An 18962-nucleotide genomic window follows, 5' to 3' on the forward strand; every position below is an offset into this window, starting at 1 on the left:
GCTTTATCCTTACAAACTACCTTCGGGCTTTGCCGCTGATGTGGCTTATGCCGATTTTGAAAACCCTTGTCACTTTGTCCTTTGCCTCGATGTACTGTTTTCCCTCTTCGATAAAGTCCGAACAATATTTCTCCAGCAGCAGAACAAGGGCCTTGTAGCGCTCTGCGCCAAAGACCTCCGAGGCAACGCCGAAAGCCAAAGCGCTTTCATACTCGGTCCCAAATTTGTCCGGCAGGATCTTGGTCTTACCGACCACGCAAAAGGAAACTTTGGGGTTGTCGGCAATGTTGTCGAGCTTCCGCCCGTCCAGCGCACAGTGAAAATAGATGCAGCCATTTTTGTGCGCGAAGCTCAGCGGAACGCCGTAAGGCTGCCCGTCCTTGCCGACCGTCGACAAGGTACCGTACTCGGCTGAGTCAAGCAATTCAGCGGCTTCCAGAGTGCTGATCGCGCGATCTTTTCTGCGGACGGATTGCATTTGATTTCCTAGTATCTAAATCGGTCGCGGCCCGACAGGTGCCGTGTCCCTACCCCATCCCCCAGCCTTCGCCGTTAGGCCCGCAGGTCAGCACCAGGGGGCCGTCTTCCGTCAAGGCCACGGTATGTTCGAAATGGGCGCTGGGCTTGCCGTCGCGGGCGGCGATGGTCCAGTGGTCGGGGCGCACCACCACCTCCTTGGCGCCGGCGTTGATCATGGGCTCGATGGCCAGCACCAGGCCGGGGCGCAGCTTGAAGTCGGGCATGTTGCGGGTGAAGAAATTGGGCACCTGGGGCGGCTCCCACATGTCGCGGCCGATGGCATGGCCCACCAGATCCTCGACCACGGAAAACCCGGCCTGCTCGGCGAGCTTCTGAATCTTAAGGGCGATCTTGCTCCAGCGCACGCCGGGCCGCAGCAGGGAGATGGCGCGCGCCAGGCATTCCTCGGTGACCTGAAGCAGGCGCTGCTTTTGCGCATCCACCTGACCCACGGCGTAGGTCACGGCGGCATCGGCGCACCAGCCGTTGAGCTTGACGCCGATGTCCAGGCTGACCAGATCCCCCTCGCGCAAAACGCGCGCGGAGGGAATGCCGTGCACCACCTCCTCGTTGAGGGAGATGCAGGTCGCCGCGGGAAAGGGCACCTTGCCCGGCACTCCCTTGAACAGGGGCAGACCACCTCCGGCGACAATCGTTTCCTCCACCAGCTTGTCGATGTCGCTGGTGACCGTACCAGGAGCAATCAGGGTCGCGGCGACCTGATGGGTGTGCCACAGAAGCAGACCGGCCTGGCGCATCTGCTGAATATCTTCGGGGGACTTCAATTTCACAAACAACTCCCTGAGCTTGATCCGATTTTCACTGTGAAAAAAAAGCAGCGGTCTTCTCCGCTGCTTTTTGGCGATCTAAGGACCCGGAATGTTATTACTGAGTGAGGCGGATTTCGCGATACTGGCCGTTGAGGGCGAAGCGAACGCGGTCCGGCAGGATGCGATCGACCTTGACCCCCTCGATGATGGTCCCTTCCATGACCGGCAGATCATTGACCACCGCCAGGCGGTTCTTGACATCGTACTGATAATGGATTTCGCTGACCCGCAGTTCGGGAAAGGTGGCGGCCAAAACGGGCGCGGTGCGCGAGGTGCTGCGCGCTGTGGTTCCCGTGGTTGCCGGAGCGCTCTGGCGGGGCGCCGTGGCGGTTGTGACGGCCGTGCCGGAAGGACGATAGACATTGGCTTGAGCGGGCGCCTGTCGGGGCGCGGTGATGGATGCGGGGGCATCGGGGGCCCGATAGAGAACCCTGACGTTACCTTCGGCGACCGGAGTTGCGGGAGCGGTCTTGGGCTTGGGCGCGGTTGCCGCGGTTTTCGCGGCGGGCTTGGGAGCGGCGCTGGTCGATGTGGTTGTCGCGGGCGACTTGGTTTCGGCCTTGGCCGCCGGCTTGGGAGTCGCAGCAACGGGCTTGGCCGGTGCGGGTGCGGGTTCACGAACGGCCACCAGGGTGTCGGCGCGACCGGTTTCGGTTTTGTCCGGTGACACCACCACCACTTCCTTGGGGAAAACCACCTTGTCCTTGAGAGCTTCGGCGGTGTCCTTCAGGGCCTGGGCCGTGTCCTTGAGGGCTGCGGCGGTTTCCTGCTGGGCCGTGGTGACTTCCGATGCCCCAGGCTCGGCGACAACCGCGACGGATTCATCGGCGGTGGCGGTGGCGCTGCCCTCTTCCGCCGGTGCCGGCTGGTTTTCTCCGGCGGAAAAAAGCATTTCGGGACGGTCAACCACCGGCGTGGCGGGCGTTGCGGCAACCTCTGCGGGCGGCGCCGGTATGGCGACTTCTTCGGGCTTGGGCGAAGAAAACCCGCCGAAGAGCACGTAGCCGCCCATGCCCGCTGTCAGCAGCAGGGCAGCGATGGCGGTCGGCAGAATCCAGTTCTCGATTTTCTTGGCTTTGCGACTGGTGCGCAGAATATCGCGCGCGATATTGACGGCCCCCTCTTCCTTGTTGGCTTTTTGTTCCTCGAGTTTTTTCAGGGCCTTGAGAATGGAACTCATAAACGATGTCTCCCTGTTTCACCGGCCCGTTTGTGGGCGCGCCTTGAGAAAAGGCCGGGTGTTCTGAACGATGTGTTTGAAAAGCGGGTCGCGGGTGCTTCAATGGCTCAGGAAAAAGCCCAGAACCGCAACGACAACCACCGCCGCCACCCCCCCGAACCACATGACGGGTCGCCCGGGAAGTGCTTTGCGCGGATAGCCCAGTTCGCCGATGGCCGTCTGGATCATGCGCGCGTCGATTTCCCGGCAGCCTTCGGCAAAGCCGACAAGCAGGGCGCGGTCGCAGAGGATATTGATCAAGCGGGGATAGCCCTTGGAGAACGCGAAGATTTTTCTCAGCGCGCCTTCGCCGAAAACCCGCTGATGCGTGCCGCCCGCCACGCGCAGACGGTGCGTGATGTAATCGCAGGTGTCGGTGTAATCCATGGGCTTGAGGTGGTAGCGGACCGTAATGCGCTGGTTGAGCTGGCGCAGGTCGGAACGCAAAAGAATGTCCTTGAGTTCCGGCTGGCCGACGAGAACGATCTGAATGAGCTTGTCCGTCTCGGTTTCCAGGTTGGACAGCAGGCGGATCTGTTCCAGAACCGCGGGTTCGAGATTTTGCGCCTCGTCGATGACGAGTACCACGGTCCGCCCCGCGGCACGCTGTTCCACGAGAAAGGCGTTGAGGCTGTCGAGCAGCGCTGAATTGCTCTCGCCCTGCGTGTCGATGCCGAATTCGCGATTGATGTTGCGCAGCAGATCCAGGGCGGAGAGGCAGGGATTGAAGATAAAAGCCAGGCGGTAGTGATCTTCCAGCAGCTCGCCCAGAAGCGTGCGCAGAACCGTGGTCTTTCCCGTGCCCACCTCGCCCGTGACCACCACGAATCCCGCCTGATTTTGCACCCCGTAAAGCAGATGGGCAAAAACCTCCTTATGGTTCTTGCTCAGGTAGATGAATTTCGGGTTGGGCGTAATGGTGAACGGCTTTTCCTTCAGCCCGTAAAAATCGAGATACATAGCGACTCAGCGAAAGTTTCGGGGCCAACCCGAGGATGGAGGGAGAAATGGAAAACTCCGCCAATTTCCCATAGATCCGGCCGTATTTCAAGAACAAATCAGCAGATGCCCAGACTTCGATAGGCGTGTGAACCCTGCGCTGGGCAATGGCGTAAAAATGCGGATTCTTCCACGAGCCCCTGGCGAATCCTGCTATTCTATAAGGGTTTTCCCCTTGAGTGGAGGACTTGAGCGGTCATGGACAGACACAACGCCTGGAAAAAATTCACCTGGGAACCACGTATCGCCTACTTTTCCATGGAAATCGGCCTTTCGGCCGAAATCCCCACGTACAGCGGCGGACTGGGCATCCTCGCCGGCGATACCATCAAGAGCGCCGCCGACCTGGAGCTGCCCATGGTGGCGGTGACCCTGATTCATCGCAAGGGCTATTTTCGCCAACAGATCGACCGGGATGGCTGGCAGCGTGAATTTCCGGTGGAATGGAGCCCCGAGCGCCATCTGGACCTGCTGTCGGTGAAAACCCTGGTGCCCATCGAGGGCCGGGACGTGAAAATCCAGCCCTGGCTCTACCGCGTGAAAAGCCCCGCCGGGGGGGTGGTTCCAGTCTTGTTTCTCGATACCGACATTCCGGGCAACGCCGAGGAAGACCGCCATCTCACCGACTATCTCTACGGCGGCGATCTCGAATACCGGCTCAAGCAGGAGATCATCCTGGGCATCGGCGGCGCGCGCATGCTCAGCGCCCTCAATTTCAACATCCGCAAATACCACATGAACGAAGGCCACGCGGCCATGCTCACCCTGGAATTGCTGAGCAACACCCGCGGGCGCGTCGATGATCCCAACGAGGAACGTGCCGCCTGGGATCTTCACCGGGTTCAGGATCTGTGCGTGTTCACCACTCACACCCCGGTCGATGCCGGCCACGACAAGTTCCCTTGGGACATGGTCGAGCGTATCCTGCCCGATATCGTGCCCTTTTCCCTGCTCAAGCAGTTGACCGGCAACGACGCCTTCAATCTGACGCTGCTGGCGCTCAATCTGAGCAAATTCGTCAACGGCGTGGCCAAGAAGCATGGCGAAATTTCCAAATCCCTGTTTCCCGGATTCAAAATCCACGCTATCACCAACGGCATCCACTCCTTCACCTGGACCTCGCCGTTTTTCGTGCAGGTTTACAACAAATATCTGCCCGGCTGGGCCAACGAACCGGAATTGCTGGTGCGGGTCGACAACATTCCCGATGAGGAGATCTGGGAGGCGCACATGGGAGCCAAGGCGTTTCTCTTTATGTACATCGAGGAAACCACCGGCCGGCGCTTCGATCCCGATCTTCTGACCATCGGCTTTGCCCGGCGCTCAGCCACCTACAAGCGCGCCGATCTGATTTTCAGCGATCTGGAGCGTCTGCTGGCTATCGGCGACGGCAAGCTGCAGTTGGTCTTCGCCGGCAAGTCCCACCCCAAGGATCTGCCCGGCAAGGAAATGATTCATCGCATTCACGAAAAAATCGCCGCCCTCAAGGACCGCATTCGCGTGGTCTATCTGGAAAACTACAACATGGATGTAGCCTATCGGCTGGTCCCCGGCGTCGATCTCTGGCTTAACACGCCGGTGCGCCCCCTGGAAGCTTCGGGCACCAGCGGCATGAAAGCGGCGATCAACGGCGTTCCCAACTTCAGCGTGCTCGACGGTTGGTGGATCGAAGGGCATATCGAGGGGGTGACGGGCTGGTCCATCGGGCCACTGCCGACCGAGAACAGCACCACCGGCAACGGCGACAATCACGAAGATGTTGAGGATCTTTACCAAAAGCTGGAGAACACCATCCTGCCCCTTTACACCGGCAATCGACCGGGGTGGGTTCGGGTCATGAAAAATGCCATCGGCAAAAACGCCTACTACTTCAACACCCACGTCATGATGCGCCGCTATGTGACGGAAGCCTATATTCGCTGAGACCTATCCTTGACTTTTTGCGTCATGATTCTCAAAATAACGGAACCAAGGACCGAAAAAAATCAAGAAAAAGGATGAGATGTGATCGGCAAAATACTTCGTTTTAAAAAGAAAATTCCCCTCAATGCGTCGGCGGGCGAAAAAGCCGGTGCGCTCTATGCCTCGGGATACAACTGCGCTCAGGCGGTGTTTGAAGCCACGACGGGCAATGACGATCCAGGGCTCATGAAAATGGCGAAAGCCTTTGGCGGGGGCATCGGCGGGAGCAAGTGTCTGTGCGGAGCGGTGACGGGGGGCGTGATGGCCCTCTCCCACCTCGACCGTGGCGACCTGGCCGCGCGCCTGGTGGAGGAATTCAAGAAACAGCGTCGGATGACCTGCTGTTCAGGCCTCACCAAGGGGTTTGTCTGGAAAAGTCGCGATCACCTCGACCACTGTCGGCGCATCACCGAGGAGACCGCCCAAATGGTGGCGCGCCTGCTTCATGAAGAATGAACCCTTATAAAAAACCCGCCAGATAGTCGCGAACCCGTGCGAGCTCCGCATCGAACTCGTCAACCAGGTTCCGGACCTCGTTCCAGCAATTGCTTCGCCCGCAGTCCTCAAGTCTTTCAGCCATTCCATAGGCGTTCATGGCCTGAAAAATGCCGAGCAGGCTTTTCAGGCGGTGGGCGACCTGCTCCAGACCGCGGGCGTCGTCCTTTTCCACGGCCTCGCGCAATTGCGCGAGATAGCGCGGCGCATCCTGGTTGAACTGATTGATGAGGTCCTTGATGGCCCCTTCCTGCCCTGCCAGATCCTCGAGCAGATCCGAGAGATCGGCCGGTATGTTGACGTCATCTGGCATAAGTCGCTCCCCCCGATGGGAAAAAACAAACCATTTAAAGCGAAAGAACCCGTCCTCGCTGTCTTGCCCGAGCGGCAACCGATCACAACTTATACCATAAAAGTTTGCGTGCAGGGTGCGGCCCCTCATTTTTCAGGCCGCGCTGCTACGCCTCAGCAGTGTCGCGAAATCCTCGGCCCGCAAGGGCGGGCTATAGAGAAACCCCTGTATTTTTTCACAACCGGCGTTCACGAGAAATTCCTTCTGTTCTTCCTTTTCCACGCCCTCGGCGACCACCGTCATGCGCAGGTGATGGGCCATGGCTATGACGGCCGTGGTGATGGTGCAAGCTCCTGGATCCTGGGGCACTCCGGCGATGAACGACTGGTCGACCTTGAGCGTGCCCATGGGGAAATTTCGCAGATACGTCAGGGAGGAATAGCCGGTGCCGAAATCATCGATGATCAGATGAACGCCCAGGTCGCGCAGTTTCTCCAGGGTCACCGTGGTTTCGGCGATATCCTGAAAAAGAATGCTTTCGGTGATTTCCAGGGCCAGCCAGCGCGGGTCGAGTCCGGTCTCCCGCAGCACCCGCGCCACCAGGGCGACGATGTCGCGCTGGTAGAACTGCCGCGCCGAGACATTGACCGCGACTCTCTGCGGCGGCAAGCCGGCTTTTTGCCAGGCCACATTCTGGCTGCAGGCGGTGAACAAAATCCACTCTCCCAGGGGATCGATGAGCCCGGTTTCCTCGGCCAGGGGGATGAATTGCGACGGAGAAAAGGTGGCCCGCCCTTCCTGCTTCCAGCAGATCAGGGCCTCCATGCCGCTTAGGGCGCCGGTGGCGAGATCAAGTTGCGGCTGATAGAGCAGGATGAATTCCTCGCGTTCCAGGGCGCGATGCAGGCGATTTTCCAGGACCAGATGTTGAAAGGAATGGCGGCTCATCTCCGGGTTGTAGAACTGCACGTTGTTGCGCCCCATGGCCTTGGCCCGGCTCATGGCGACGTCGGCATGGCGCAGCAGGGTTTCGACATCCCCCCCGTCGTGGGGAAAAAGCGCCACCCCCACGCTGGCGGTCACGTAGAGTTCATGGCCGACGATGTTCATGGGAGCACCGAGGGGCTTCAGCAGCCGTTCAATGGCGATTTCGACATCCGCGGCGGCGCTGACATCGGGTAGAACAGCCCCGAATTCATCACCGCCCAAGTGCGCGAGAATTTCGCGGGGTCCGAGGTTCTCCTTGAGTTTGCTCGCGGTCTGTCGCAGTACCCATTGCCCGTAAAGGTGGCCCAGGGACCGCACGATGGTTTTGAACCGGTCGAAATCGAAATAGATCAGGGCCAGGGAGGATTGCTGCCGGCGAGCCCGCAGCAGAGCGGCTTCGAGTTCATCGCGAAACAATTGCTGGTTGGGCAAATCGGTCAAGGGATCGAAAAACGCCATGTGGGCGATTTTTTGCTCCGCGGCCTTACGCTCCAGTTCGGCCGCCGCACGCGTGGCGAAGATCCGCAGCAGGGATTCGGCGGTGCGCCTTTGCCCCATGGGACGTCGCGACAAGACCATGACGACACCGATCAGGCGCTGCTGGACGTCGCGCAGACCCATGGCCAAACAGCTTTCCACACCCATGCCGCAGAAGGGATGCCCCGGTTTCTGCTTGGTCTTGACACCCTTCGGACACCAACACACCTCCTTGTCCAGAAGAGCGGAGCAGGGGCTGCCCTCCAGGGAATAGGCGAGATTGTCCTCGAGCCGTCCATCGCGCCACAGGGCAATGGTCTGAACCTGATGCGCCTCGGCCTCGTCGATGGTCGCCACCAGGGCGCAATCGGTTTCCAGCACCTGGGCCAGATAGGCCACCAGGGAGGTGAAAAAGGCATCGCCGACGCAGGATGAAACCCCCTGCGCGGCCAGGGCGATCTGCTCCTCGGCCCGGCGCAGGCGGGTAAAATGGCGCCAGAGCAGCAAAAACAGCAGCAGAGCCGTGACGAGGATAAAAATCAGGCCCTTGAAGGTTTGCAGCAGGCTGAGGGTGCGCAGGTCGGAAACAAACAGGTTCAGGAGTCGATCGGAGAGCAGAACCCACAGCAATCCGGCCAGAAGATAGCCGCAGGAAATCTTGAGGGCCATCGCCCAGGATGCGGGGATCAAGCCATGAAAGATGTTTCGCGACAGAAAAAATGGCTTGCGCATAGGAATCCGGGATAAGGAATTGGGCGCACCGCGATTAACACTATCTCACCAAGTTCATTTGTCAATCCGAGGAATCTTCCCTTGTGCGGCTGCTCCCCGCCGTGCTAGAAAATCTCGGTGTTTGAAATCCCTTAACAACCCGAGGACTCTCATGCAAAAGCTGACCGGCAAGCAAGCGCGCCATTTGCGCGCCCTGGGGCATCATCTCAATGCGATTATCATGGTGGGCAAGGAGGAACTCGACGAAAACCTGCTGCGCAGCGTCGAGGAAAATCTGGAGGCCCATGAACTGATCAAAATAAAAATCCAGAAGGGTTGCCTGCTCGATCGGCACGAAGTCGCCGAGGAACTGGCGCGCCGCGCCGGTGCCTGCGTGGCGCAGGTGTTGGGCAACACCATTTTGCTCTATCGCGCGAGCGAAAAGAAACGCATCGAATTGCCCGCCCCTTCAAAGGGCGCTGCAAAGAAGGGATGATTCCCCTTCGTCCCTCGCGGTAGACAACTTCTCCAGAAGCAGGGTCACCGCCTCGCCGGGCAGCGGCGGATGAAAGAAGAAGCCCTGCACGCGGTTGCATTTCTTGCCATGCAACAGGTGGAGCTGGTCGACGGTTTCGACGCCTTCGGCCACCACATCCATGCCCAGGGAATGGGCCAGGGCGATGACGGCATCGACAATGGCCGCATCGTCGCGGTTGCGACTCAGATCCTTGACGAAGGAACGATCGATTTTCAGGGTTTGGATCGGAAATTTCTTAAGATAGCTGAGGGAGGAATAACCCGTTCCAAAATCATCGATGGCGATCTGGACGCCGAGTTCCCGCAACTGGGAGAGTTTCTGCACCGCCCCTTGGGAATCCTGCATGATCAGGCTCTCGGTGATTTCCAGTTCCAGCCATTGCGGGTCAAGCCCGGTTTCCGCCAAAACGTTGCGCACCAGTCGCACCAGGTCGTACTGGTGGAACTGGCGCGCCGAAATGTTGACCGCCACCCGCAGGGGTGCGAACCCCGCCAATTGCCAAGCCCGGTTCTGGGCACAGGCCTGCCGCAGCACCCACTCACCCATGGGCACGATGAGCCCGGTTTCCTCGGCCAGGGGAATGAATTCCGCCGGCGACACCATGCCTCGTTCGGGATGTTCCCAGCGCAACAAGGCTTCCAGGCCGACCAGCATGGTGCCTGCCACCTCGTATTGCGGCTGAAAGTGCAGACGCAACTCCCCGCGCTCCAAGGCCTTGCGCAACTGGCTTTCGAGACCCAGGCGGCTCAGGGAGCTTTCGTTCATTTCCGCCAGATAGAATTGGAAGTTGTTACGCCCCAATTCCTTGGCGCGATTCAGGGCCGTGTCGGCATTTTTCAGCAGACCGTCGGTCGTTTCCCCATCAAAGGGGAAAATGGCGATGCCGATGCTGGCGGCCAGATGCAGTTCAAAACCATGGATGTCAAAGGGAAGACGCAGGGCCGCGATGATTTTTTCGGCGACCTGCGCGGCGTCCTCGGCCTGGCGGATATTGGGGAGCAGAATGAGGAATTCATCCCCGCCCAGGCGCGCCACCGTATCGTCCTTGCGCAGGGTGAGCTGCAAGCGCCGGCCCACTTCCTTGAGTAGTTGGTCACCGGCCGCATGGCCGAGGGTGTCGTTGACATTGCGAAATCGGTCGAGGTCAAGAAACAAGACGGCCGGAAACCGCTGGGCGCGGCGGGCCTGGGGCAAGGCATGTTCCAGACGATCCAGAAAAAGCCGCTTGTTGGCCAGACCCGTCAAGGGATCGTAAAAGGCCATGTACTCGATGGTTTTCTCCGAACGTGCCCGTTGCAGCTCGGCCGCCGCGCGCAGGGAAAACACCTTGAGCATCTTGACCGCCAGGTTCTGGTCTTCAAGGGGCCGCCGGCTCAAAACGACCATGGGACCGATAACCCGGCCCTCGGCATCAAACAGGGGAATGCCGACATAGCTTGTCACTCCCAATTTCGTCGCCAGGGAGTCCGCCGGGAAATGAGCGCCGACATCGGCAGGTAGGCTGACCAGGCCGCGACTCACCACCTGTTCGCAGGGCGTACCCGCCAGGACGAACTCGAAATTCTCCACCTCTGCTTCCGGTGAATAAACCGCGACCGTCCGCACCCGGCTGTTGTTTTCTCCCGTCAGTTCCCCGATGAAGGCGTAATCGGCCTTGAGCGCCTGGCACAGGCTCTGCGTCAAAAGACTGAAGAAGGCTTCGCCGGTAGCCGCGGACACTCCCTGGACCAGTTCATCGAGGGACTCTTCCGTGCGGAACAGGGCGCGTCGATAGTGCTCGATGACGCCGAACAGCAAACCCGCCGACACCAGCACGAAAATCCAGCCTTTCAGGGTCTGGCCGCGATAGTGCCAGTGGGGATCGGTGAACACGAATTCGAGCAGGGAATCGGACAGAAAAATCCACAGCACCCCGAACAGGGCGTAAATGAGGCTGATCTTGAGGGGAAGTCGTTTTTTGTCGGCGCAGAAACGCCGGAGCATGGGGCGGATCAATCGCATATCCCTTTCGCGTTCCATCCCTGAACGCGCATCCGCTCGGCAAGGCACGGACGGCTCTTGGTCGGCTCGTTTCCCATCCTTGAGAAACGCAAAACCGTTTAGAGATTTCTCATGACCCGAAACTTATCATCTAAGAGCTCGCAATGCAAGGGTTTAGGGAGACTTTTCCGTCGCGCTTTTCCAGATCAAACAGGGGCATAGGGCTCGGTCAGGCGTCGAAATTCATCCAGGGCATAGCGGTCGGTCATCCCGGCCAGGTAATCACAAACAGCGCGTTCCCGACCAAAAAGATCGCATTTTTCTTGCTGTTCCCAGGGCAACAAGCGCGGTTGATCCAGATAGGTCTGGAACAAAAACGTCAAGCATTTTTCCGTTTTCAAGCGCATGCGCTCCACCTTGTAGTGGCGGTAGAGCCGCTCGCGCAAGAAGCGCTTGAGCCGACGATTTTTTTCTCCGATGTCCCGACTGAAGCCGATGAGGTTGCGCCCGTGGTTGCGCACGCCCTCCAAGGAGTCGATGCCCGAAGCGGCGATGGCCTGGGTGGAGGTCTCCACCAGATCATTCATGAGGTTGCCGATGAGATGGCTTATGGTTTGATGGACGAGCCGATTCTGATCGGCACCCGGAAATTTGTCGCGCACCAGGGCCCAGGTCTCTTGCCAAAGTTCGACATTCTCCAGATCGACCAGGCGGATGTATCCCGATTTGAGCCCGTCATCGATATCGTGATTGTTGTAGGCGATTTCATCGGCAAGGTCGATGATCTGGGCTTCAAGGGTCGGACAGAGGCCTGGGGAATAGTCCTGCGCCGGGTCATCGGGGTTGGTGCTCCCCAGAGATGAATGCTTGATGATGCCTTCGCGCGTTTCCCAGGTCAGATTCAGACCGCTAAATCCCGGATAGCGCTCCTCGAGAACCTCGACGATGCGCAGCGACTGGCGATTGTGTTCAAAGCCGCCATGTTGAGCCATGAGCCGGTTCAATACATCCTCGCCGGTATGGCCGAATGGAGTGTGGCCCAGATCGTGCGCCAAGGCCAAGGCTTCCACCAGATCCTCATTGAGGTGCATGCGCCGGGCGATGCCGCGGGCAATCTGGGCGACTTCCAGGGAATGAGTCAGGCGCGTGCGATAATAGTCGCCTTCATGGTTCACAAAGACCTGGGTTTTGTATTCCAGGCGCCGGAACGCGGCGCAATGGATGATGCGATCGCGGTCACGCTCGAAAGCAGGGCGGTTGTCCTTGAAGGGCTCGGCATGCCGACGGCCAAGGCTGGCGGAGCTGCGTGCGGCATAGGGCGCGAGATCGGGGCGTTCCATAAAGCAAGACTCCCTCGGGTTGAAAAGTTCGGCCTAGCATAAAGCGGCTGGGTGAAAAGGGCAAAAACAAAGACGGGCGGTTGACCCATTGCGCCCCTTATGCTAAATTTCACAATTATTTTCAATTATTTAGACATTGACTCGACAAGCTGGGGGAGCGTTTTGCGGATTATCAGCGGTTCAGCGCGAGGCATCAGGCTCGCCACCTTCAGCGGCCGGGATATCCGGCCCACGCCGGATCGCGTGCGCGAGGCGATTTTCAGCATCCTCTACAGCCGCCTGGGCGAGTTGCACGGCAAATCCGTTCTCGATTTGTTTGCCGGAACCGGTGCCATGGCCCTTGAAGCCCTGAGTCGCGGCGCCGCCAAGGCGGTGACCGTCGACGCCGGCCCGCAGGCCGCGCAAACCGTGGCGGCCAATGCCCGCGCCTGCCGTTTTGAAGGGCAACTTACCCATGTACGAGGCGAGGTCGCGGCGGCGCTGCCGCGTCTGGCCGGCCAATCGGTCTTCGATCTGATTTTTCTCGACCCACCCTACGGTCGCGGTCTTCTTGACCAGACCCTGGGGCAGATCGCAAATCTGGGGCTGTTGAGCGCCAGGGGCCTGATCTGTGGGGAAGCCGGCGCTCGCGAGGCGGTCGCGGATGCAGCGGGCGCCCTGTTGCGGATCGACACACGCACTTACGGCGCGACGGCCATCCATTTTTACACCTATGCTGAGCAAGGGAGTTCGCCGGAATGAAAAAACGCCTCGCGGTCTATCCGGGATCCTTCGATCCGACCACCTATGGTCATCTCGACATCATTCGCCGTAGTCTCGAGGTTTTCGACCACCTCATTATCGCCGTCGCCGGCAACGCCGAAAAAAGCGGCTTGTTCACCTTCGAGGAGCGCATCGACCTGATCAAGGCACTGGTGGGCGATGATCCCCGCGTCACCATCGAAACCTTCAAGGGTCTGCTGGTGGACTATGTGGTGTCGCGCGGCGCGCGGGTCATCATCCGCGGCCTGCGCGCCGTTTCGGATTTTGAATACGAATTCCAGCTCGCCCAGACCAACCGCGCCATTCATCCCGAGGTCGAAACCGTGTTCATGATGACCTCGGTGCCCTATGTGTATCTGAGTTCTTCCGTGGTCAAAACCGTGGCCGGCCTCGGCGGCCCCGTCGATTCCTTCGTGCCGCCTCCGGTGCAGGCGGCGCTGGAAAAAAAATTCGCCGATCGTCTTCCCCGTTGAGCATTCCTGGAGGCGCCCATGATCACCAAGGACATGAAAATCTCGGAAGTTATCCGCAACCACCCCGAAACGGTGGCCGTTTTTCAGCAATTTGGCCTGTCCTGCATGGAATGCCAGATTGCCGATTACGAGGAAGTGGAATACGGTGCCGACGTGCACCAGGTTGACCTCGATGCGTTGCTCTCGGAACTCAACCGGGTTGCCGGCAAGGGTTAGTGCCCCAGGGTTCAGTCCCGGGCGGCCTCCAGTTGCATCACCAGCCGCTCCAGCGCGTCAACCACCAGGGTTTCGATCCGAAAGCCCTTTTCGGCGCTGGCGCGGGTCGGGTCGCCGTGGACTCCGCCCGGCCAATGACGGCGTTTGTCGCGCACCAGGATGCCCTTGGGAAATGAGGGTGTTTCGGCGCGGCCGCAACCTTTGACCAGCTGGGGTCGGGTGTGCAGAATGCGCGAGGTTTCAATTTCCCCGGCATGAGCGTCGCCGGGCGTTTCTATCAGGTCCCGCCCCTCTCCCGCCGCCAGATCATATTCCGTGATCACCGCGATCTGCGCTTCCGGCAAGCGCTTGAGTAGAACCTCCCCCGCATCGAGCAGGGCGGCGTTGTGCGTGCCGCCGGCGTGACCGCTGATCAGCACGAAAAAACGCAAGCCGTTGCGATAGAGGTCGCTGACCAGATCAATGGCCAGGGCCTTGAGGGTTTCGGTGGTGATGGACACCGTGCCCGGATGGCACCCGGTGGAGCGGCACACCCCGTAATGCACGGGTGGCGCGACAAACACCGGGCGGCGCTCGGCCAGGCGGCGGCAGACATCCTCGGCCTGCATGGTATCGGTGCCCAGGGGTAGATGCTCGCCGTGCTCCTCCAGGGCGCCAAAGGGGATCAGCACCGTGCGGGTGCGCTGCAGAGCGGCCTCGAACTCCGGCATGGTGATTTCGGTCAGGATCATGGCGGCCTCGGAAAAAATTTCAGATGAGCCCGACAAAGCGGTGCGTCTGGGGAATGATGCGCAGATTGGCATGCACCGCCGATGCCTGGCGTTGCAGATCCAGCAGGGTGCGCGCCGCGATGCCCACCTGTCCTTCCAGGGTCAACGGTTGGAGCACCAGGGTGACCTCGGGTGCGACATCCTGGACCAAGCGGGCGGCACGCACGACCTCGGCTACCGGGGTGTCCTCGCCCACCACCGCCTTGACGTAGCAGGATTTGCGCTTTGCGAGGGCGAGAAATTCGCGGTGCGCTGCCCAGGGGGTCTTGCGCCCGCTCACCGAGGCCAGCTTGATATCCATGGAAATCCAGTCGAGATGCGGCAGCAACTCCTCAAGCGGCTCGACCAGGGTGCCGTTGGTTTCCAGGTAAATGGGCAGGATCTCGCGCAGCGCCGGCAGCCATTCCCCCAGGATCTCGGCTTGCAACAGGGGCTCGCCGCCGGTCAGGCTCAGGGAATGATGCATGCGCGGCGCTTCCCGGTGCCAATGGTCGAGAATGGCGGCCAAGGTTTCCAGCGAGACGGGGTTGGCCAGGCTGCGAAACACGCCGGAGCCGGGCGCATCCTCGATACGGCACTCCGAGGTCGGCGCGAAAGGCGTATCGCAGTAGCGGCAACTCAGATTGCACTGGGCAAAGCGCAGAAAAATCTGCCGACAGCCTACCAGCAAGCCTTCGCCCTGAATGGAGGAAAAAACCTCGAGAAGCGGGGCTTCAGTCGGCGGTGTAGCTGGCACAGGCATTGTCCGATTCCCAAACGGTGATGCGTTCCACCCGCACATTGTCGTTGTTGAGCACCTCGGAGAGCTTTTCGTAGATGAAGCGCGAAATGTTTTCCGAGGACGGGCTCATCTGGTCGAATGGCTTGATTTCATTAAGGTATTTGTGGTCGAGAAGTTCCAGGATGCGCTTGGTTTCGCGCTTGAGGATCTTGAAGTCGATGGCCAGCCCGGAGCGATCGAGCTCGCGGGCGCAGACCGTGGCCTCCACTTTCCAGTTATGGCCGTGGAGGTTCTCGCAGTCGCCCTGGTAATGGATCAGATTGTGGGCCGCGGCAAATTGGGTGTGAATGGTCAAATGATACATGGACAGATCCTTGGTCAGTTGTTGTTGTCCGATTCTTCTTCGGAAACCTTTTCGCCGGCGATGACATATTCTTCCTGAGCCCATCTGCCCAGGTCGACCAGCCGGCATTTTTCACTGCAGAACGGGCGCCAGGGGTTGCCTTCCCAAGCGACCGGCTTGCGGCAGCGCGGACAATGAAATTGCCGCGTTGTTCCTTGATTCATGTCAGGGCCTCGTTGCAGATAAACATCTTGCATGTTTCTCACCCTCGGGCGATTGCTTGGGCCGCGATGGCCCGCGCCGCCCACAGGGCGCTTTCCACGGCGCCTTCCACATTGCGGGCGCCCATGTAATCGCCTGCCAGATAAACTTTTCGCGGCCCCTCGTGGTTGCGATAGCGATGAATGTCGCGGCAGCGTCCCACGGGCGTGCAGGCAGCGGCTTCCGGCCAACGATAAATTTTGACCGTATCGATCCGCGGGCTGATTCCGGGGAAATACGAGTCGATCTCGGGCACGACCTCTCCAAGGATGTCTTCCTGAGGCGCATCGAGAAGACGGCGGGCCGCTTCACCACCGATCACCACCTGCAGCAACTCCCCCCGGTCGACATAAATAGCGCATTTGCGCGTCACCACCGTGATGCCGCCGATGACGCGCCGCTCGCGGCGGGGTACCATGATCCCGTGGACGTCGCTCGGCATGGCGGTTTTGGGCAAGCCGTCCGGGACAAACAGCGCAAGCACCAGGGCCGGACTGTAAGGCGTCTCCAGCAGGCGATTTTCCACCTCATCGTCCGATGCGCGCAGGGTGCGCGCCTGGGGGGCGGGAACCGCCAAAACCGCGAAATCCGCGATCAATTCATGCTCGGCGGTGATTACTCGCACTTGCGAAGAATTCTCCGCGATCCCCAAAACAGGGCTGCGCAGGCTGATCCGGAGGTTTTCGGCAAGGGCGTGGGGAAGATCTTCCATGCCGCCGCGCAATGCCCGGGGCTGCTTGTCCCTGCCGCCGAAATTCCAGACCAGCATGGCCAGGGCCCGCGACATGTCTTCCGGTTCCTGGAAAAAGAAACTTTGCAGCATCGGCTCGAAGACGTATTCGAGAATCTGCCGATTGAATTGACGTTCAATCCAGGCGGCGGCTGTTTGATCGTCGAATTCGCGCCAGCGGGAGAAATCATCCAGGGGCAAGGCGCCTGTCTCCTTCATCAACTGGCGCGAGCCGGTGGCCAGCGCCATGCTGTCGGCCAGGTTCAGCAAGCCGCTGGTGTTGACACTCCAGGGGCGACTTGAACTCACCGCCCGCCCCTTGCCGTCCTTGATCACCGCCGTCCAGGGACTGCAGGGGCGAAAACTGTCGCGAAGCTTGATTTCATCAAGCAATCGACACACATTCTCGTAGCCGTCCGAGAGAAACTGAGCGCCGCGATCGATCAGGGAATCCTCGACGAAATCCGTACTGGCGCGCCCGCCGATCCGGCTCGTGGCTTCCAGAACATGAACCTCGCATCCACTCTCGCGCAGCCGGTGTGCCGCACTGAGACCCGCCATGCCCGCCCCGATCACCACTACGGACTTTTTGCTCAAGGTCGTTTCCTCCCCCGCCCTTTAGCCTTCAGGAAAAAGATCTTTGAACCGTCCCCATCCCGCGCGCGTCGGGCAAAGCCAAAAAAGTCAGGTAAAATTGTGCCCTATCCAGGTTCATAACACAACCAACCCCATTGCGCTTTCAGACCAGGGAGGCTGACATGAAGCTCACCGCGTGGATTTCGGCGATCTGTTTGCTGGGGATTTCTCCCCTCGCCGCCGCATCGCTGACCAAAACCAGCGACAGCAATTGGCTCACCGGGGCGGACGAAAAAACCCGCGCCGAGCGGCTGGAACATTATCTCGGCGGCTTTTCCAGCGCCATGCAGGATACCGGCTTGCGCTACGCCCACGTTAAACAGGCCATCGCCGACGGCAACTGGGATCTCGCCCAATATCATTGGGGAAAGATCGCCACCGCCATCGAAAACGGCCTGATGAAACGGCCCGCGCGCCGGGCCAATGCCGAGGCTATTTTTCTCAATCGCGCCTGGGAGCCTCTCGCCGCCGCACTGAAGGAGAAAAACGGCGAAAGCATCGCGAAGGCCTTTCAGCAAGCGCGCCAGGCCTGCATGGCCTGCCATGTGGCGGAAAAGGTGCCCTTCATGAATGACCAGCCGCTTTTTCGCACCCCCTAACCTTCAGCGTTTGGCCGAGCGCAGACGCTCGGCGATTCTCTCGGCGAAAACCGCATAGCCCGCCGCGTTGGGGTGGATCGTATCGCTTTTCAGCGAATTCTCCCGCAAAATGTCGGGCAGCAGGTGCTCTTCGAGAGGAACCTTCATGTCCCAGGAGGTACGGACATACAGGGGGATGGTCCTGAGCACCATGCTCGGTTGAGGCACCCCGATAAGCAGCACCTGGGCACCGGATTGCAGGGAGAGCTCGACCATTTTTCGGATATTGGCCTCCAACTCTTCCGCGCCGCGGCGCTGCAGGATGTCGTTGCCGCCATGGCAGAGAATCACCAGGTCGGGTCGCACTTCGGCCAGCACGCCGGGTAGCCGTTGCACCCCATCACTGGTCAGTTCGCCCGGAACCCCGGCATTGATGACCCTGTTGCCGATCAGCCGCTCAAGCACCTCTGGGTAGCTTTCACCCTCTTCCGCCCCGGTGCCGTAGGTCAGACTGTCGCCGAAGGCTAGGACCACCGCTGCTTCGGGCAAGGGCTTGAGGCGCGGCGTGCTATCGCAGCCGACCAGGACGAACAGGACGAAAAAAAGCAGCGGGAAAATTTTATTCATGGTGGACATCCTTTGAAGATCCTTGAGTCTTTGGCCTTGAAAAAGAACCTATCATAATCGAAATGCTGGCTTTTTTGGAAAAAAAACACGAGGGACGGATTGACATAATCCGCCTATGCGGATATTTTTCGGCCATGAAACAAACCGCCCGCCTTTTCAAAGCCCTTTCCGACGAAACGCGCCTGCGCATTCTTGCCTTGCTCACCCGTGGCGAGCTTTGCGTCTGCGATCTCATGTCCATTCTCGGCCTGCCCCAGTCGACGGTATCGCGTCACCTGGCCTATCTGCGCAATGCCGGCCTGGTGACCGACCGCCGTCAGGGGGTCTGGATGTACTATGAGTTGGCGCCTGCTACCGAGGTGCTTCATGAAGGACTTTACCAAGTCCTGACCCAACGCCTAGTGAAGCAGCCTCAAGCACGCCAGGATCTTCAGGCACTGGAAACTTTTCTCGCGCACAAGGACGCTTCTTCCTGCGACTGATTTTTTTATTTTAA

The 18962-nt window shown here is 59.7% G+C and carries 22 protein-coding genes; 8 read left to right on the forward strand and 14 right to left on the reverse strand.

Annotation, left to right across the window (positions count from 1 at the left end):
* Positions 1-16 precede the first annotated feature (16 nt).
* From QAT43_RS00180 to QAT43_RS00195, 4 genes are all read right to left on the reverse strand, one after another.
* On the reverse strand, positions 17-478 hold the full coding sequence (locus QAT43_RS00180; RefSeq protein ID WP_305040996.1) for a pyridoxamine 5'-phosphate oxidase family protein: 462 nt from the start codon (positions 476-478) through the stop codon (positions 17-19).
* A 49-nt stretch (positions 479-527) separates the two neighbouring features.
* A complete protein-coding gene (gene map, locus QAT43_RS00185; RefSeq protein ID WP_305040997.1) occupies positions 528-1310 on the reverse strand; it encodes a type I methionyl aminopeptidase in 783 nt (260 codons plus the stop codon).
* Between the two features lie 94 nt (positions 1311-1404).
* Entirely contained in the window at positions 1405-2529 is a 1125-nt protein-coding gene (locus QAT43_RS00190) for a hypothetical protein (RefSeq protein WP_305040998.1), read from the reverse strand.
* 99 nt (positions 2530-2628) lie between these two features.
* A complete protein-coding gene (locus tag QAT43_RS00195) occupies positions 2629-3528 on the reverse strand; it encodes an ExeA family protein (RefSeq protein ID WP_305040999.1) in 900 nt (299 codons plus the stop codon).
* Positions 3529-3765: 237 nt separating this feature from the next.
* Between QAT43_RS00195 and glgP the strand changes: the two genes are divergently transcribed.
* Positions 3766-5490, forward strand: a complete 1725-nt coding sequence (gene glgP, locus QAT43_RS00200; RefSeq protein WP_305041000.1) for an alpha-glucan family phosphorylase — start codon at positions 3766-3768, stop codon at positions 5488-5490.
* Positions 5491-5571: 81 nt separating this feature from the next.
* Positions 5572-5985, forward strand: a complete 414-nt coding sequence (locus QAT43_RS00205) for a C-GCAxxG-C-C family protein (RefSeq protein ID WP_305041001.1) — start codon at positions 5572-5574, stop codon at positions 5983-5985.
* 4 nt (positions 5986-5989) lie between these two features.
* On the opposite strand, the gene QAT43_RS00210 is transcribed toward QAT43_RS00205, so the two are convergent.
* Together QAT43_RS00210 and QAT43_RS00215 are read right to left on the reverse strand one after the other, a co-directional pair.
* On the reverse strand, positions 5990-6337 hold the full coding sequence (locus tag QAT43_RS00210) for an Hpt domain-containing protein (protein WP_305041002.1): 348 nt from the start codon (positions 6335-6337) through the stop codon (positions 5990-5992).
* A 132-nt stretch (positions 6338-6469) separates the two neighbouring features.
* A complete protein-coding gene (locus QAT43_RS00215; RefSeq protein WP_305041003.1) occupies positions 6470-8512 on the reverse strand; it encodes a sensor domain-containing phosphodiesterase in 2043 nt (680 codons plus the stop codon).
* Between the two features lie 151 nt (positions 8513-8663).
* Between QAT43_RS00215 and yhbY the strand changes: the two genes are divergently transcribed.
* Positions 8664-8987, forward strand: a complete 324-nt coding sequence (gene yhbY, locus QAT43_RS00220; protein ID WP_305041004.1) for a ribosome assembly RNA-binding protein YhbY — start codon at positions 8664-8666, stop codon at positions 8985-8987.
* Here yhbY and QAT43_RS00225 read toward each other — a convergent pair.
* Both QAT43_RS00225 and QAT43_RS00230 read right to left on the reverse strand, forming a co-directional pair.
* Positions 8961-11030, reverse strand: a complete 2070-nt coding sequence (locus QAT43_RS00225; protein WP_305041005.1) for a putative bifunctional diguanylate cyclase/phosphodiesterase — start codon at positions 11028-11030, stop codon at positions 8961-8963. The genes yhbY and QAT43_RS00225 overlap by 27 nt on opposite strands.
* Positions 11031-11215: 185 nt before the next feature.
* Positions 11216-12349 carry a deoxyguanosinetriphosphate triphosphohydrolase gene (locus QAT43_RS00230; RefSeq protein WP_305041006.1) on the reverse strand — a complete coding sequence of 378 codons (1134 nt, stop codon included), beginning with the start codon at positions 12347-12349 and terminating at the stop codon, positions 11216-11218.
* A 162-nt stretch (positions 12350-12511) separates the two neighbouring features.
* Between QAT43_RS00230 and rsmD the strand changes: the two genes are divergently transcribed.
* From rsmD to QAT43_RS00245, 3 genes are read left to right on the forward strand one after another with little or no spacing between them, the layout of a single operon-like run.
* Positions 12512-13090 carry a 16S rRNA (guanine(966)-N(2))-methyltransferase RsmD gene (gene rsmD, locus QAT43_RS00235; protein ID WP_305041007.1) on the forward strand — a complete coding sequence of 193 codons (579 nt, stop codon included), beginning with the start codon at positions 12512-12514 and terminating at the stop codon, positions 13088-13090.
* Positions 13087-13584, forward strand: coding sequence for a pantetheine-phosphate adenylyltransferase (gene coaD / locus QAT43_RS00240; RefSeq protein WP_305041008.1), 498 nt, complete (start codon positions 13087-13089; stop codon positions 13582-13584). Before rsmD ends, coaD begins: the two co-directional genes overlap by 4 nt.
* An 18-nt stretch (positions 13585-13602) precedes the next feature.
* Complete coding sequence (locus QAT43_RS00245) at positions 13603-13800, forward strand: DUF1858 domain-containing protein (protein ID WP_305041009.1); 198 nt, start codon at positions 13603-13605, stop codon at positions 13798-13800.
* Positions 13801-13811: 11 nt separating this feature from the next.
* Here the strand turns inward: QAT43_RS00245 and QAT43_RS00250 are convergent, their stop codons facing one another.
* Genes QAT43_RS00250 through QAT43_RS00270 form a run of 5 tightly spaced genes read right to left on the reverse strand, consistent with a single transcriptional unit; the run spans position 13812 to position 17222 of the window.
* Positions 13812-14531: a creatininase family protein gene (locus tag QAT43_RS00250; RefSeq protein ID WP_305041010.1), complete on the reverse strand. Its 720-nt coding sequence runs from the start codon at positions 14529-14531 to the stop codon at positions 13812-13814.
* A 19-nt stretch (positions 14532-14550) separates the two neighbouring features.
* Entirely contained in the window at positions 14551-15312 is a 762-nt protein-coding gene (locus tag QAT43_RS00255; RefSeq protein ID WP_305041011.1) for a 7-carboxy-7-deazaguanine synthase QueE, read from the reverse strand.
* Positions 15284-15655: a 6-carboxytetrahydropterin synthase QueD gene (queD, locus tag QAT43_RS00260; protein ID WP_305041012.1), complete on the reverse strand. Its 372-nt coding sequence runs from the start codon at positions 15653-15655 to the stop codon at positions 15284-15286. The genes QAT43_RS00255 and queD overlap by 29 nt, the downstream gene beginning before the upstream one ends.
* A 14-nt stretch (positions 15656-15669) precedes the next feature.
* Positions 15670-15891, reverse strand: a complete 222-nt coding sequence (locus tag QAT43_RS00265; RefSeq protein WP_331517073.1) for a DNA gyrase inhibitor YacG — start codon at positions 15889-15891, stop codon at positions 15670-15672.
* 5 nt (positions 15892-15896) lie between these two features.
* Positions 15897-17222 carry a protoporphyrinogen/coproporphyrinogen oxidase gene (locus QAT43_RS00270; RefSeq protein WP_305041013.1) on the reverse strand — a complete coding sequence of 442 codons (1326 nt, stop codon included), beginning with the start codon at positions 17220-17222 and terminating at the stop codon, positions 15897-15899.
* A 161-nt stretch (positions 17223-17383) separates the two neighbouring features.
* Between QAT43_RS00270 and QAT43_RS00275 the strand changes: the two genes are divergently transcribed.
* Entirely contained in the window at positions 17384-17860 is a 477-nt protein-coding gene (locus QAT43_RS00275; RefSeq protein WP_305041014.1) for a hypothetical protein, read from the forward strand.
* A gap of 3 nt (positions 17861-17863) precedes the next feature.
* Here the strand turns inward: QAT43_RS00275 and QAT43_RS00280 are convergent, their stop codons facing one another.
* Complete coding sequence (locus QAT43_RS00280; protein WP_305041015.1) at positions 17864-18466, reverse strand: arylesterase; 603 nt, start codon at positions 18464-18466, stop codon at positions 17864-17866.
* Between the two features lie 134 nt (positions 18467-18600).
* Here QAT43_RS00280 and QAT43_RS00285 point away from each other — a divergent pair, with 134 nt between their 5' ends.
* Entirely contained in the window at positions 18601-18948 is a 348-nt protein-coding gene (locus QAT43_RS00285; protein WP_305041016.1) for an ArsR/SmtB family transcription factor, read from the forward strand.
* Positions 18949-18962: the final 14 nt, after the last annotated feature.

This window comes from Geoalkalibacter sp. (assembly GCF_030604225.1).
Classification (GTDB): Bacteria; Desulfobacterota; Desulfuromonadia; order Desulfuromonadales; family Geoalkalibacteraceae; genus Geoalkalibacter.